The organism is Bacillus sp. SIMBA_074 (genome assembly GCF_046534555.1).
GTDB lineage: Bacteria > Bacillota > Bacilli > Bacillales > Bacillaceae_G > Bacillus_A > Bacillus_A mycoides.
Window position 1 is genome coordinate 233,968 of record NZ_JAWRYM010000004.1, and the last position, 14,415, is coordinate 248,382.

Genomic DNA, 14,415 nt, shown 5'->3' on the forward strand with positions numbered 1-14,415 from the left:
GATGAGGTGACGTTATATGAGGAAGAAGCGTGTCTTACCAGGGTTTGGATTATCTCTTGGATTTACAATGCTGTATATGAGCTTATTCGTACTTATACCACTTTCTATCGTATTTATTCAAACTTCGCAGCTAGGCTGGAAGAAGTTCGCACAAGTTATAACGAGTGAGCGTGTGTTGCATTCCTATCAAGTAAGTTTCACAACTTCACTTGCAGCGGCAATCGTAAATGCCATTTTTGGTTTATTAATTGCTTGGGTACTCGTTCGCTACACATTTCCAGGGAAGCGGTTATTAGACGGACTAATCGATTTACCATTCGCTCTTCCGACTGCTGTAGCTGGTATTACACTTACGACGCTTTATGCGGAAAATGGCTTTATTGGAAAAATATTTAGTGTGTTTCATATAAAAGTAGCTTTTACCCAGCTCGGCATTATTGTGGCGCTTACGTTTATTGGCTTACCATTTGTCGTTCGAATGGTGCAACCAGTGCTGCAAAGTATTGATAAAGAAGTAGAAGAAGCAGCTTCTAGTTTAGGGGCATCACGCTTTCAAATATTTGTGAAAATTATTTTGCCAGAAATATTCCCGGCTCTACTTGCTGGTTTTTCACTCGCCTTTGCTCGGGCGTTAGGGGAATATGGATCTGTCGTGTTCATTGCAGGTAATATGCCGATGAAAACAGAAATCGCACCGCTTATGATTATGACGAAACTAGAACAATATGATTATGCAGGCGCAACAGCTGTAGCGGCTGTGATGCTTATTATTTCTCTCCTTTTCCTACTATTTATTAATATGATTCAAACTTGGAGCAGAAGGCATGAACTGAAAAGTGAATAGGAGGGGAGAAAATGGAACCAACATTATTAGAAAAGAAAATAGTAAAAAGCGTATCAGTTAAAAAAGAATCTAAATTTGTACCAATTCTATTCATTACGATAACAATTTTATTTTTATCTCTCTTTCTATTACTGCCGCTCGTGACAATTTTTATGAAAGCGTTCGAACGAGGAATTGATGTATATATTGCCGCTGTAACAGATCAAGAAGCATTTTTGGCAATCAGGTTAACACTTCTCGTTGCATTAATTGTTGTACCGCTGAATACGATATTCGGAATAGCAGCAGCTTGGCTTATTACGAAGTTTCAGTTTAAAGGAAAGCAAGTATTATTATCTCTTATTGAACTGCCGTTTGCTGTATCACCAGTTATCGCAGGATTAGTATTCGTTTTACTTTTCACACCTCGTGCTGCTCTTGGCGGATGGTTAATGGAACACGGGATAAAGCTCATCTTCTCTGTTCCTGGCATTATCATTGCGACGATATTTGTTACGTTTCCGTTCGTTGCGCGTGAATTAATCCCAGTTATGCAGGCGCAAGGGAAAAGTGAAGAAGAAGCAGCTCTATCACTTGGCGCAAGCGGCTGGAAAATGTTTTGGCGCGTCACATTGCCAAATATAAAATGGGGCCTTTTATACGGCATGATTTTATGTAACGCCCGGGCCATTGGTGAATTCGGAGCAGTTTCCGTTGTGTCTGGTCACGTGCGCGGCATGACAAATACAATGCCGCTTCATATTGAAATTTTGTACAATGAATATCAATTTTCAGCAGCGTTCGCTGTGGCGACTTTAATGTCACTCATCGCAGTTTTTACGCTCGTTATAAAAAACTGGATTGAATGGAGAATGGAAAAACGACAATAAGGAGTGAGTGCGGTGAGTATTCAAATTCAAAATGTATCAAAACAATATGGTACATTTCAAGCGCTGACAGACATTCATTTGGATATTCCAAAAGGAGAACTTGTTGCCTTATTAGGCCCATCAGGTTCTGGGAAAACGACGTTATTACGAATTATTGCAGGCCTAGAAGAAGCGGATGGAGGCTCCATTTCATTTGATGGAGAAGATTTAACTGATATTCACGTGAAAAACCGGCAAGTCGGTTTCGTCTTCCAGCACTATGCACTTTTTAAACATATGAATGTATTTGAAAATGTCGCTTTCGGTTTAAAAGTAAGAAAGAAAAACTTACGACCTTCAGCTGAAGTAATAAAAGAAAAAGTAACAGAACTATTGAAACTAGTAAAAATGGATGGTTTCGCAAAACGTTATCCAGCGCAATTATCTGGCGGACAACGCCAACGTATCGCACTAGCCCGGGCGCTTGCAGTCGAACCGAAAATTTTATTGCTAGATGAACCGTTCGGTGCACTTGATGCGAAAGTACGGAAAGAATTGCGAAGATGGCTCCGGAAACTACATGACGAATTTCAAATTACGAGCGTATTCGTAACGCATGACCAAGAAGAAGCGTTAGACGTTGCGGACCGCATCGTTGTAATGAATGAAGGACGCATTGAACAAATAGGAACGCCGGAAGAAGTATATGAAAAACCAGCAAGTCCGTTCGTATATGACTTTTTAGGAAACGTGAATTTATTTCACGGCCGCGTTCATAAAGGTAAGCTAAATGTAGGATCAGTGGAGCTAGAAGCACCAGAGCATAAGCACGTTTCAAACGTAGAAGGAGTCGGGTACGTAAGACCACATCATCTATCAATCTCTCGTACGAAACAAAGTATAGATGCCATCCCGGCGAAAGTAACATATTCTCATGCAGTTGGACCTGTCGTATATGTAGAATTAAGACGCGATGGAACAGATGAATATTTAGAAGCAGAAATTAGTAAAGAACAGTTCAGACAGCTAGGCATTCAAACGGGTGAGTTTGTATACGTATATCCGAAAGAAGTGAAGGTGTTTATTCCGGAGGATTTTGTGATTTAATAATAAGGTGCAGTCCCTATATGAGTACGTATAGGGGCTACATTTTTTTGTTTTTGGGATAAGGATTTTCAGAAAAAAATTGATGCTACTGATTGGTATATTAAGGGGAATAGGTAAAGAAGGAAAGAGATTTAATGGGTTTAATTTCTTGTATTTCGATTATTTATTCATCGTAAATAAGATAGATAGTACACCTTGTTTAATGGTTATTCGTGTATGGGAATACTTTAATTCGTTTGCCCTAACGTTTTAAACGCGACATTATAAAATGGAAGAAGTAAATCTTGCACATATGATAGTTTTAGAAACCGTATGAGTGTTAAAGTTGTAGAGAGTGGAAAAGAAATAAAGTCTGTAACAGCAACATTCAGTGATGGAATCAGCTTGTATCGATTGTAAAAGTATAAATATAAAGAAGGTTTTCAGGAGTGAGGGGAATTAGATTATTATTGATTCATTGGAGGATTGTTAGTTGTGGAAAAACTTGTATTTAATCAGCGGATGGATTTTTCATGTGTAGAAGGGGAAATTCTCTGTATTACAACGGGAAATAAAGAAGATATTATAATTTTAGTATTGGATAAAAAGGTTACAGACATTTATTATTATAAAATTATCCACTCGTTGAAATCTGGCGTGTTGAAACAATATACTATAGAAAATAATCAATATTTTAACTTTATTCAACCTTTAGGAGAAAATTGGATTTTGGTTAAAAGTTTCGTTGAGAAAAAGGAAGATACAACGGCTACAATTTTTGATGAAAAAGGAACTATCATTGATTCGCATTACTTAGGAAATGGAATAAAGTATTTTCAAGTTGATGAAGAAGAACATGTATTAGTTGGGTATAGTGAAGAAGGTATATTTACTTCGGTAGATGAATTGTTTATTTCGGATGAAGAGTTCGATTCGATAGATTGGGAAAATATATATGATACTAATAAATTGGAAAAGAGCGGACTAGCTATTTTCTCTAAGAATGGCGATTTAATTACTAATGAATTTAATAATTCAATAAAGGGATCTGTCTGTGATTGTACAGCAATAAATATACAGAAGACAGGTGATATTCTAATGTCTTACTATAACGAGCAAGGAACGTATTCATTCACACAGATTAATAAAGAACGATGCGAACAAGTTATTCTTTATGAAACAGCGTTGAATCATACATCACTATATTTAAAAGTGTAAAATAATATTATCTTTGGTGTAGATAACAATCAAATATATGCATATTCACTTGTAAATAAAAAATTAGCAACTCTGTTAACAGTAGATAGCGATGGAAATCCTATTCAATTTGAGTATATTTTTTCAAGGGATCAAACAATATATGCTGTTAAAGAGAACAGCGTATATTGCTGGGAGCAACATGGAATTTTAGAAGATAGAGAATAAATAGGGAAATGATTTGTAGAAAGAAGAGATGATGTCGGATCTTCTTTCTTATACATATATTTTATATAAACAATTAGGTACGATGTGAATGCAAAACGATTAATGAATAATTCTAGAAGGTATATATATAGGGATCCAAGGACGCGTCAAACTTATTAAGATTAAGGAAGCTTGACGCTTATTTTATATGTTCAGAATCAATGAGAGGGTTTTGATGTATATGAAAGATATTGTATGTAAAGAGTTAATAAGTTTTAAGTCTATTGTTGAAGCTTATCAAATTAAAAAAATGAGTTTGGATTACAAACAAAATGTAATTTTACTAGTACAAGACAATCAGAATCGGCCCTGTATTATTTATATGGATAAAAATAATTTAAATATAAGCAATTTCAATTTAAATGTAGATATTGATGTTGAATCTGTGTTATGTATGCAACGAATTGGCGAGAAATGGTTACTTATATTTAATTATGAAGATGATAATGCGGTTATTTATAATGCGGACGGAAGTGAATACGCTAAGTTTTATGCCGGAGAAGGGATTCAAGATTGTCAGGTTGATGTGAATGAAGATATATGGGTTAGTTATTATGATGAAGGAATTTTCGGAGATTGCCCAATTGGAGCAAACGGGATAGTCGCTTTTGATCCTACAGGTAAATTGATTTTTAATAATTATGATCAATATGTAGAAAGGTTTAATGTACCTCCTATAGATGATTGTTATGCAATGAACGTTATAGATGGAGACGTTTGGCTCTATTATTATTCAGAATTTCCTTTAGTTCAAATGAAAGATAAAAAATTTCATATGTCGTGGAATGAAATAAATGTAACTAGGGAAATACGGTCGAAAAATTTTGCGGTTTCTCAAGATAAAGTAGTATTCATTACTCAAGATAAAAAATTGGTTGTTTATGATTTAAACGATAATCATGTGTATGATAGTAATCTTTGTAATGAACTAGGAGAGCCGGTTCAATTTGTTAATTATTATAGCCGCGGATCTGTTATGTATTTTCAGACGGATGATGCGCTGTATTATGTTGAGTTACTTAATATATTAGGTGATAAATGTGAATGAGCGTTTAAAGAAAATTGCAACGTTAAGAGAAAAGGTAGAGGAAAAAGCTACTAGAGAAAAGTTTTTAATGTTATGTCCGTCCATAAAAGAATTTGAGGTTATTAGCGGGGATCTTGAAGTAAGGGAGCGTGTTGTAATTGGCAATGACAAATGAGCAATTTGAGAGTTATCTTGATATGTGTTATGACAAGCTAGAAAGTAAACAACAACACTTCATTTCGCATTATAATATCGATAACTTTGATGAATATTGGTATGATCAAGATCAATGTATATTACAGTTTAAAAATAATGGTCAAGTTCTACTTGAATTTAGTGTTGTTTTTATAGGTTCTTGGTCTGGAAAGAGTAACAGTTGGATGTGGTCTTGGGCTAATGAGCATATGACTGATTGTGCAAGAAGTAAATCTAACTGTTTGAAAGGTTTACAAAAGATTACAGGAAGTGAGGTTTTTATAAATTCACTTTTTGAATGCGACCAAGAAATGGCGCATGAGCTAGCAGCCTTTTCCATTGAATATTTAGATGCAGAAGGAATGTACATAGCACCAGGTGAGAGAAATGATTTGTTTATGGCTGTTATGTTACCGCATGCATTGTGAGTAGAGCATACTAAAAATATAGATAAGGTAGAATGAAAAAAGAGTACAGTTTAATAAAAGGTATCATAGTGACCGGATACTATGGTGGTAAATATAAGGGAGATTATATTGCTTGAAGTGAAGTTTTACGATTGGAAGAAAAGCCGTCCTAAAAAACATTATTTACTTGTACATGAAATTAGGATTTTTGAGTTGATTTTCGCAAAGAAAGTTAGCGAGTTTGAGATGGGATTAAAAGAAATTGAGAAAGTTACTGTTTATTGTTTAGCTAAGGAAAGCACTGATGTTTCATATAAAGTGAATAGGGCATCAGGTGAAATTAGTGTACTGGTTCCTTATGATTTTATGAATTTCTTAACATTGGAATTAGTTGAAGAGAAATGCAAAGAGTTTTGCAAATTAGTACGCCAATATGTTATCCCTGGACTTGAAGAAAACTCTACTCTTTCATCATCTATTGTTAAAGGGTATATAGAGGAATCTTTAGAAGAGATTGTGAAGCAAAACTATGAAGGAATATTTTTAGTTGGGAAGACACCTAAGAAAAGCCCAAGCCGTAAGAAGGTAGCGATATTAAAAGGAATTCATCGTGTTAAAGGTTTTCAACTAAGGTGTGAGGTATATGATGAAAAAGGATTAAGGGTTCTCGATAAATTATTGGTGGAAGAGGTAGGGAATGAAAGGGTGTATGCAAGATTTTTGGGTACATTAAAATGGGAAAGTGAAAATCTAATAGTAGTTCAATCTAAATCCAGTAGTTGGAAAGAAGAAATCTATCTTTAATAACAAGCTTGCATAGTAGAAAGAGAGTTTGACGCTTATTTTTTTATCTAAGACATTAAAATATATGGAGTGATTTATTTTAGATTATAAGTGAGAGGATTAATGTTCACTCCTTTTCTAAAGATTGATTAAAACAACTAAAAAATATCGGTTAATTTCATGAAATAAAGGGTTAAATAGAGAATTAATTGAAATTACGCTTATGTGTAAAAGAGTTTGAACTAATTCAAGTTCTTTTTTTATCATTGAAATACCCTCTTATTATTAATCAAAATATTTCACTATCTGCGATGTTAAATCAAAATAGAGAAGTTGTAGGATGCATGGGGTAACGTATTAAAGAGTGACGCAAAAGGAATCGCGGCAGACAATCCATTTGGTTCGGCAGCATACAAATGGCATAAACAAACATATAAAAACTAGCGTTAAAATAATAAAAAATCCAGAAAGTGATCTTGGTGAATTTGATGATGAGTTTTAATAGTGTAGATAATTTATTTTCGATACTTTTAAAGTATCCAGTACGTATAATTTTAATATGTATTGGAATAGGCTGGATTTTTAAATGTATCAAACAAGGTTTCTTATTTTCAGCCGCACTTATGTTAACGATACTTACACTACTTTTTATTGTTACATTTACAGACATATTAGCGTCTGTTTTAAATGGTATTCCTCTTGCTATACAATATAGTGGTGTAATATTTTGGCTAATACTATCATGTATTATGTTTGATTATGAATCTTCTCGTCAGTGAACTACTCACCACTTACCGTTCTTACGGACTGTTTTTCTATGTATGTATGTTGGTATAGCCAGTGGGATTTTATAAAAGAAAAGTAAAGTCGATTCAGTGTATCTTAAAATCTAAACAGACAGTTTGATTTTGAGATACACTTTTTATTTTAAATAAAACAGCAAACCTTATGCGGACTTCTAATGCTATATGAAAGAGTATTATAGATTAGAATAAAATAAAAGCCACAAAACATGAAGCTTCTAGGTTATGAAAAAATGCACCCAAATTATTGGATGCACTTTTTCATAACCTTTATATATTCCGCCTCATCAATTCCCCAACCAGCGTCGCAACATATTCAACATCATTATCAATTTCGTCTAATACGTAAGATTCTAAAATGCCTATTACAGCAGTTCCTAAAAATTTTAAAACGATGTGCTTATCAATGTTTTTATTGTGAAGATTGATGTGCTTAATATTTACGTTAAACGTGCATAACAAGATATAATAGAAGAAATCAATAAGGAGGCTGGCTGTGAAGAATCTTCGTTATTTCAATATGTTTACTATGTTAATTGTATACACACTACTTATGTTTTACATCGGCTGGAACGGATGGGTTTGGCTTCATACAGTATTCGGCTGGCAATCTTGGGGATATTACGCTTTCGTAGTCGGATTTATTTCATATGCGTACATTCTCGTACAAGTGTTTAAATTCCTTCCTTTCCTGCGAACGGTCGGTTCAATTTGGTTTGCAGTTATACAATACGCGCTTATGTTATTGCCGTTAGCCGATATTGCAGTTTTCCTACTGCAGTTTTCAGTGGAGAAAGAGACGGCAATTATTTGGACAGGAACGGTCGTTTTACTCGTATTCGTCTGTATCTTCGCATATGGGGTATTTAATGCATATAGCCCGGTTGTAAGAAAGTATGATGTACACATACCGAAAAAAGTAGAAGGACGTAAAAGTTTACGTATTGCGATGGCTTCTGATATGCATTTCGGTAAACTGTCTGGTGTTTCTCATTTAAAGAGACTTGTCCATCATGTAAATGAAATGAAACCAGATATTATTTTACTACCTGGTGATATTATAGATGATCATCCAGGTGTATTCATTCAAAAAAATATGGGACCAATCATGAAACAGATGAAAGCTCCATTAGGCGTATATGGTGTGTTAGGAAACCATGAATATTACGGCAGAGCTGTTCCTGAGTTTTTACAAGAGATGGATAAGATTGATATCCGTATTCTTTTAGATGAAGTCATTACAATTGAAGATTATTTTTATCTCGTTGGAAGAAGGGATAAAACAGAGCGTGATCGTCAAAGCTTTGAAAGTTTAATGAGTACGGTAGATAAATCGATTCCTGTTATCGCAATGGATCACCAGCCATTTGAATTAAAGCAGGCAGCGGATGCCGGCGTAGATTTACTATTATCAGGTCACACGCACCGCGGACAAATGGCGCCGAATCATATTGTAACGAGAAGAATGTACGAACTAGACTGGGGATACGTACAAAAAGGTGCATTCCACGCCATTGTTTCTTCTGGATTCGGATTTTGGGGACCACCGCTAAGACTTGGAAGCAGGTCAGAGATTGTGCAGGTGGAAGTTACGTTTGAATAGGTGTATGGAATAGAGAGCTGATGGCTCTCTATTTTTTTCAATAAAAACAAATAACAATAAATATCTCTGTTGGTGCTAATTTCATAAAAGAGGTACAATTATAAGACTCGGCTGAGATAAAGGGGGATTATAAGTGGTTATAACAGATGTAATATACGGAGAATGTGAAGTGGATCCAGTGTTAGAAGAGTTGATTTTAAGTAAGTCTGTGCAAAGACTAAAAGGAATTCATCAAACAGGAGCAAGTTATTTAATGAATGAGAAATGGAATGTAACGCGTTTTGATCATTCAGTTGGTGTTATGTTGTTAATTAAAAAGCTTGGTGGTTCAGTAGAAGAACAAATTGCTGGTTTATTGCATGATGTATCGCACACTGCTTTTTCGCATGTCATTGATTATGTTTTTGATAATAAAGATGAAAGTTATCATGAAGAAATATTTAGCACTGTCGTTAAAAACTCGGAGATTCCAGCAATCCTTTTAAAACATGGTTATAACTATGAAGATATTTTATTAGATGATTCGAAGTGGACATTACTTGAAAGATCCGCGCCAGAATTATGTGCAGACCGAGTGGATTATACATTGAGAGATATGTATACATATGGATATATTTCTTTAGAAGAAGCTCAAGATTTTTCAGATGATTTAATCGCAGTTGATGGAAAGATGGTTCTTCAAAATATCGAAATAGCAGAGTGGTTTACAGAAACGTATTACAAAGAAGTAATCGATTTCTCTATGAAACCAATTAATATTTATGGAAACGATATGTTAGCTAAAACATTAAAATTAGCTCTTCATAAAAAGATAATCGATCCAGATGATTTCCTTCTTGAAGATCATGAGCTTATTTCGAAATTACAGCTATGTAAAGATCCAGAAGTAGATGATTTATTAAGAAAAGTTCATCCAAATATAGAAGTAAAAGAAGATAGAAACGATTATGATTTATATCAGAAAAATAAAGTGCGTCTCATTGACCCACCATTACTCCGTGAAGGGAAAGTTGTTCAATCGTCTGCCATATCAGAAAGAATAAAACAGATGAGTGAGATTGCTTATGAAAAAACGGTGAGAGGGATGTATGTGAAAGTGATTTCTAATTAATTTAATGAAAAAAGGTTGCTCAAAAGTAGTGATGTAGCTATTTTTTGGCAACCTTTTTTGTTTCACCCTACTATTTTTATTTGTTCCCCTAGTTGTTATATGAATTCAATATTTTGGTATATAAATAAATCGCATCGATGCATAACAAAAAGGAATCCACATGCATTTGGTTTCTTTGTTCTTACTTCGCGTGTGATAGAAAAAGGCTTTGACCGCTTCTATGCATGGCTGGATGCTCTCTTCCTTCTAAAAAAGGGATTTTAATTTGTATATTTATAGTAAGGTGCTTCAACGGTTAATTCTATCCCGCATTAACGGGCAGTAAGACCCCCACTGATTAAAGTTTCACTTTATTAAACTACTCAATCTCATACATAAAATCTACAAGTTCTCGATAAGAGAATGTATTGGCCGGAACATCAGTTGTAATCTTTCCGTTTTGTAGTTTTATAATACGCTGGCAAGCACCAGCTACGAGCTCGTAATCATGGGTAATGACAAGTACGTGACAGGAACGTTTCGCAAGTTGATGAATTACTTCGATCACACGTTGTAAGTTCATACCGTCTAAGCCTGAAGTTGGTTCATCTAGTATGAAAATAGAAGCGTCATTCATTAAACCTATTGCAAGAACGAGCCGTTGTTTTTCTCCACCTGAAAGGGTGGCAGGATGATTTTCTTTCAAATGCCATAGATGAAGGTCTTTTAGAACATTTTTAGCCATTTCCTCCCGGTTAGGATTGTTGAGTAACACTTCATTCCATACGCTATCGGTGAATAGTTGATACACTGTATCTTGATCTTGCATAACGAACCAAATTTTTTGCATTCGTTTATTTGCTTTTATCCGTACGTTATCAATGTGAATGTTGCCAATGCTCTCTTTTTTTAATCCTGTTAATGTGCGAGCGAACGTCGTTTTACCTGCGCCATTTTTTCCGATTAACGCTGTTACTTCATTTGCATGAAGCGTGATGTTTAAATCTTGCAGTACCCAATCTTTTGCTCGTTTATGTTTGACGTGCAAGCCTTCAATCTGCATTTTTTCTAATTTTGAAGGAGAAGTACGGTCATTCATTCTTCCTTTTTCAATAAAAGGAGAACGTAATCCTAATGCTTGTATTTCTTCACAAGAGAGAGCGAGCAATTCTTTTGGCGTGTAGATTTTTTTGATTTCGCCATTTTCCATATAAATAATACGGTCTACAAGATCCATTAAGTAATAAAGGCGATGTTCTACAATGACAATCGTTTTATTCTTTTTTCGTAAGGAGACTAATTCTTCTTTGAGAATATTCGTTGCTTGTAAATCTAAATTCGCAGAAGGTTCATCCATTACAAATAGGGATGGATCAATTAGCTGCGACGCGGCAATTGCCACCTTTTGTTTTTGTCCGCTAGAAAGACTCATGACGGGTTCATGTCGTAGTGCTTCTAACTTCATTTGTTGTAAAACGTCTTGTAATCGTTGTTGAATTACAGCTCTTTCAATTCCATGATTTTCAAGTTCGAAAGCAAGTTCATCTTGAACGATAGAGGTGAAAAATTGTGATTTAGGATCTTGAAAGACGCTACCAATTTTTTTACTAAGTTCCCATATTGGGGCATCCTTCGTATGGACACTATCAATGATGATGTCACCTTGTAAGTTTCCTTCATACAAGCTTGGTATTAAACCATTTAATATTCGTCCAAGAGTTGTTTTTCCAGATCCAGAAGGTCCGGTAATGAGGACGCATTCACCTTCATGAATCGTTACATTTATATTTTTTAAAAGGGGTTTTCCAGGTTGATATTCAAATTGAACATTTTTGAGTGTAATCATAGCTATTCTCCTTATGAAATCCAAAGCGTGCCAAACATACACAAACCGAGAAAGAGAGCGATACTATCTTTCGGACGGAAGGCAATCGCGTAGTGACTTGTTTTTTTGCAAGGTGCATCCATTCCACGAGTCGTTGCTGAAGCACTCAAATCATCAGCGAGTCGAATCGTTCTCATCAATAAAGGAATGATCGCATATTCAAACATTTGATTTAAACGAAGCCAATTTTTGGGGCTTTTTAATGAAATACCACGAATGCGCACATTCTCTCCGATGATTTTGGATTCAGCACGTAAAATAGGAAAGAACCGCAGTGCAACGGTAAGTGTTAATAAAATACTTTCGGGAATTTTTAATTTCTGTAAACTTGCTAGTAGCTGCCCTGATGGGACTTTCGATAATCCAGATGCGATAATTAACGTAGGTAAAGTTTTTAAGGCAATGAGTAGCATTAATAAAAACGCATTTAAAATGGAAGCATTCATATAAGTTGAAATGAAATAGTGTGCAAAGAACAAACAACCGTATATAATGAACCATTTGAATCCTAAACGATATTGGTTTTGACAAATGAGTAAAAGAACAGCAAACGCTGCGAGCATAAGTGAACCGGTGCTTGTAGCGGAAATTGCTAAAAATCCACAGATGATTAATAGAGTAAATTGTAAACGAGCATCAAACATAAAAACCTCTCCTAATTATTTCTTCATATATAAATAGCCAGCTTTAACAAAATGTTTTTGTAATAGTTTTGTTGCAAAGTAACAACCAGACAAGGATAGAATGAATCCGCCGATAAGACCGATTGTCATCCATATAGGTGAATAAGCAAAATAAATTAATTCGTCGATTGCTTCTTTTGAGTAACGCATCTTTTCTAACTGACTACTACCGAGTAAATAAATTGTTATATATGAACCAATGCTGAAGAAAGCGCCGTAAATTCCGTATGCAACAGCTTGACGATGACGATTCTTATATTGCGAACCGTTGCCTTTAAGTAATGTAAGTTCAGCGATGAAAGCAATTAGAATGCAATAAGGTAGAATAATAGGTGTTCCCATTAATGCAAAGAAAATCCCTGTTAATGTCCCCATTAATAAAAGTGTGCCTCTTTTACTCACGCGCAAGGCCATTAACATATAGACTATGCCGCCAAAGAACATACCGATAGCGGGAGTAAGTGGTGGTGCAAATGCCATGAGCGGACTCGCGACCACGATGACGATAGACTGTACGATAAATAAGAGAACGGTATATAATCCAATTGTAATTAAATCTTTTGCTGCAAATTTTTTTATATTCATTTCGATTCATCTCCTAATGATTGATAAATTGAATGATAAACATTATCATTGGTTCTAACTACTCCAATCTCGAAAAAATAGCCCGAAATCGTAATTTGAGGCGGAGGTGAAAAAATTGAAAAACATATTAAACGCCTTTTTTACAGAAATAAAAAGAATGAACGATGCAACTTATTACGAAAGCTGGCTAGGAGCGACTTATCATTTTGTAAATGGTAAAGTCAGACGGTTGTATATTGAAGAAGGGGTTGAAATTCAGATTTTTGATAACTGTACATTTCAACGCCCCCAAATGCCTATATTGAAAAAAATATTAGAGATTACAGTTTTCGTGGATGGACAAATTACACAAAAAAGGAATGCGTTATTTTCCGAACAATATGACTCGAGTAGACTGTTATTCTTTAATGAAATTGAAGAACAATTACAATATAATCAGCTCACAGGAATGAGCGTTTTTCTCGATTTAGACTGGTTGGAACGTTATCTTATTCAAGAAAATCAGCTTGATAGCTGGAAGGAAATTGAACAGTTTTTTCTTCATTCACGGAGAATTATTTTTCAAAAAGATAGCGAAACAATTCATCGTTCTATTACTCGTTATTTACAAACCGAATTTAAAGAAAATGCGATGAACCATTTATTAATTAAAGCGAAAGTTTTAGAGTTTTTAGCGCATAGTCTTCAAAAAATTTGGCCAGAAGTTGTAGACCAACGAATTGAGGGGATTCTTGATGTAATTCATCAGCAATTTCACCTACCGATTCAAGTTCAGCATTTGGCCGAAATGGCGAATATTAGTGAATCGAGTATGCAAAGTTATTTTAAAGCGTCGTTTGGGATGTCGGTCTATCAATATATCCAACATAAACGTGTAGAGTACGCAGCGGAATTACTGATTCATACGAATGAATCTATTACTGAAATTTCAATGCAAGTTGGATACGATAACCCGAGTAAATTTGCAAAAATATTCAAGAGAATATACGGAGAAACACCTTTGCATTATCGGAAGAAATATATGGAAAAAAATACCCCTTAATGAGTTTATCTCATTAAGGGGTATTTTTTTCTAGGTATCTAAACTATCGTTTCAGTAGTATCGATAATAT

The 14,415-nt window shown here is 34.8% G+C and carries 15 protein-coding genes and 1 pseudogene; 12 read left to right on the forward strand and 4 right to left on the reverse strand.

Features of this window, described 5'->3' with window-relative positions; all coding sequences use genetic code 11:
* The first annotated feature begins 16 nt into the window (after positions 1-16).
* From cysT to SB773_RS07900, 9 genes and pseudogenes are all read left to right on the forward strand, one after another.
* Entirely contained in the window at positions 17-844 is an 828-nt protein-coding gene (cysT, locus tag SB773_RS07860; protein WP_002168928.1) for a sulfate ABC transporter permease subunit CysT, read from the forward strand.
* 11 nt (positions 845-855) lie between these two features.
* Positions 856-1,713, forward strand: coding sequence for a sulfate ABC transporter permease subunit CysW (cysW, locus tag SB773_RS07865; protein WP_087995495.1), 858 nt, complete (start codon positions 856-858; stop codon positions 1,711-1,713).
* Between the two features lie 12 nt (positions 1,714-1,725).
* Positions 1,726-2,799: a sulfate/molybdate ABC transporter ATP-binding protein gene (locus tag SB773_RS07870; protein ID WP_410589343.1), complete on the forward strand. Its 1,074-nt coding sequence runs from the start codon at positions 1,726-1,728 to the stop codon at positions 2,797-2,799.
* A 501-nt stretch (positions 2,800-3,300) separates the two neighbouring features.
* Positions 3,301-4,203 (forward strand): annotated as a pseudogene (locus SB773_RS07875) (hypothetical protein).
* Positions 4,204-4,423: 220 nt separating this feature from the next.
* On the forward strand, positions 4,424-5,290 hold the full coding sequence (locus tag SB773_RS07880; protein WP_410589345.1) for a hypothetical protein: 867 nt from the start codon (positions 4,424-4,426) through the stop codon (positions 5,288-5,290).
* Positions 5,283-5,444, forward strand: coding sequence for a hypothetical protein (locus SB773_RS07885; RefSeq protein WP_165497890.1), 162 nt, complete (start codon positions 5,283-5,285; stop codon positions 5,442-5,444). Before SB773_RS07880 ends, SB773_RS07885 begins: the two co-directional genes overlap by 8 nt.
* Complete coding sequence (locus SB773_RS07890; RefSeq protein ID WP_320617434.1) at positions 5,434-5,892, forward strand: DUF6882 domain-containing protein; 459 nt, start codon at positions 5,434-5,436, stop codon at positions 5,890-5,892. The genes SB773_RS07885 and SB773_RS07890 overlap by 11 nt, the downstream gene beginning before the upstream one ends.
* A gap of 108 nt (positions 5,893-6,000) precedes the next feature.
* Positions 6,001-6,675, forward strand: a complete 675-nt coding sequence (locus SB773_RS07895; protein ID WP_131246079.1) for a hypothetical protein — start codon at positions 6,001-6,003, stop codon at positions 6,673-6,675.
* A 188-nt stretch (positions 6,676-6,863) separates the two neighbouring features.
* Positions 6,864-7,007, forward strand: a complete 144-nt coding sequence (locus SB773_RS07900; protein ID WP_410589347.1) for a hypothetical protein — start codon at positions 6,864-6,866, stop codon at positions 7,005-7,007.
* A gap of 720 nt (positions 7,008-7,727) precedes the next feature.
* On the opposite strand, the gene SB773_RS07905 is transcribed toward SB773_RS07900, so the two are convergent.
* Positions 7,728-7,919 carry a TetR family transcriptional regulator gene (locus tag SB773_RS07905; protein ID WP_131246081.1) on the reverse strand — a complete coding sequence of 64 codons (192 nt, stop codon included), beginning with the start codon at positions 7,917-7,919 and terminating at the stop codon, positions 7,728-7,730.
* Between the two features lie 34 nt (positions 7,920-7,953).
* Here SB773_RS07905 and SB773_RS07910 point away from each other — a divergent pair, with 34 nt between their 5' ends.
* Together SB773_RS07910 and SB773_RS07915 are read left to right on the forward strand one after the other, a co-directional pair.
* The gene (locus tag SB773_RS07910) at positions 7,954-9,060 is read left to right on the forward strand and encodes a metallophosphoesterase (protein WP_410589349.1); all 1,107 of its coding nucleotides are present in this window, start codon (positions 7,954-7,956) and stop codon (positions 9,058-9,060) included.
* Between the two features lie 133 nt (positions 9,061-9,193).
* A complete protein-coding gene (locus tag SB773_RS07915) occupies positions 9,194-10,171 on the forward strand; it encodes an HD domain-containing protein (RefSeq protein ID WP_410589351.1) in 978 nt (325 codons plus the stop codon).
* Positions 10,172-10,529: 358 nt separating this feature from the next.
* Here SB773_RS07915 and SB773_RS07920 read toward each other — a convergent pair whose 3' ends face one another.
* From SB773_RS07920 to SB773_RS07930, 3 genes are read right to left on the reverse strand one after another with little or no spacing between them, the layout of a single operon-like run.
* Positions 10,530-11,996, reverse strand: coding sequence for an ABC transporter ATP-binding protein (locus SB773_RS07920; protein WP_410589353.1), 1,467 nt, complete (start codon positions 11,994-11,996; stop codon positions 10,530-10,532).
* Between the two features lie 11 nt (positions 11,997-12,007).
* Positions 12,008-12,679 (reverse strand): energy-coupling factor transporter transmembrane component T, encoded by a 672-nt coding sequence (locus SB773_RS07925; RefSeq protein WP_410589355.1) that lies wholly within the window; start codon positions 12,677-12,679, stop codon positions 12,008-12,010.
* A gap of 15 nt (positions 12,680-12,694) precedes the next feature.
* On the reverse strand, positions 12,695-13,303 hold the full coding sequence (locus tag SB773_RS07930) for an MptD family putative ECF transporter S component (protein WP_410589357.1): 609 nt from the start codon (positions 13,301-13,303) through the stop codon (positions 12,695-12,697).
* 106 nt (positions 13,304-13,409) lie between these two features.
* Between SB773_RS07930 and SB773_RS07935 the strand changes: the two genes are divergently transcribed.
* Positions 13,410-14,345, forward strand: a complete 936-nt coding sequence (locus SB773_RS07935) for a helix-turn-helix domain-containing protein (RefSeq protein WP_410589359.1) — start codon at positions 13,410-13,412, stop codon at positions 14,343-14,345.
* The last annotated feature ends 70 nt before the right edge of the window (positions 14,346-14,415 follow it).

Bases quoted from the DNA above. Each gene is read 5' to 3' on its own strand.
- cysT (WP_002168928.1), top strand. From the start codon at position 17: ATGAGGAAGAAGCGTGTCTTACCAGGGTTTGGATTATCTCTTGGATTT.
- cysW (WP_087995495.1), top strand. From the start codon at position 856: ATGGAACCAACATTATTAGAAAAGAAAATAGTAAAAAGCGTATCAGTT.
- SB773_RS07880 (WP_410589345.1), top strand. From the start codon at position 4,424: ATGAAAGATATTGTATGTAAAGAGTTAATAAGTTTTAAGTCTATTGTT.
- SB773_RS07890 (WP_320617434.1), top strand. From the start codon at position 5,434: ATGACAAATGAGCAATTTGAGAGTTATCTTGATATGTGTTATGACAAG.
- SB773_RS07920 (WP_410589353.1), bottom strand. From the start codon at position 11,996: ATGATTACACTCAAAAATGTTCAATTTGAATATCAACCTGGAAAACCC.
- SB773_RS07925 (WP_410589355.1), bottom strand. From the start codon at position 12,679: ATGTTTGATGCTCGTTTACAATTTACTCTATTAATCATCTGTGGATTT.
- SB773_RS07930 (WP_410589357.1), bottom strand. From the start codon at position 13,303: ATGAATATAAAAAAATTTGCAGCAAAAGATTTAATTACAATTGGATTA.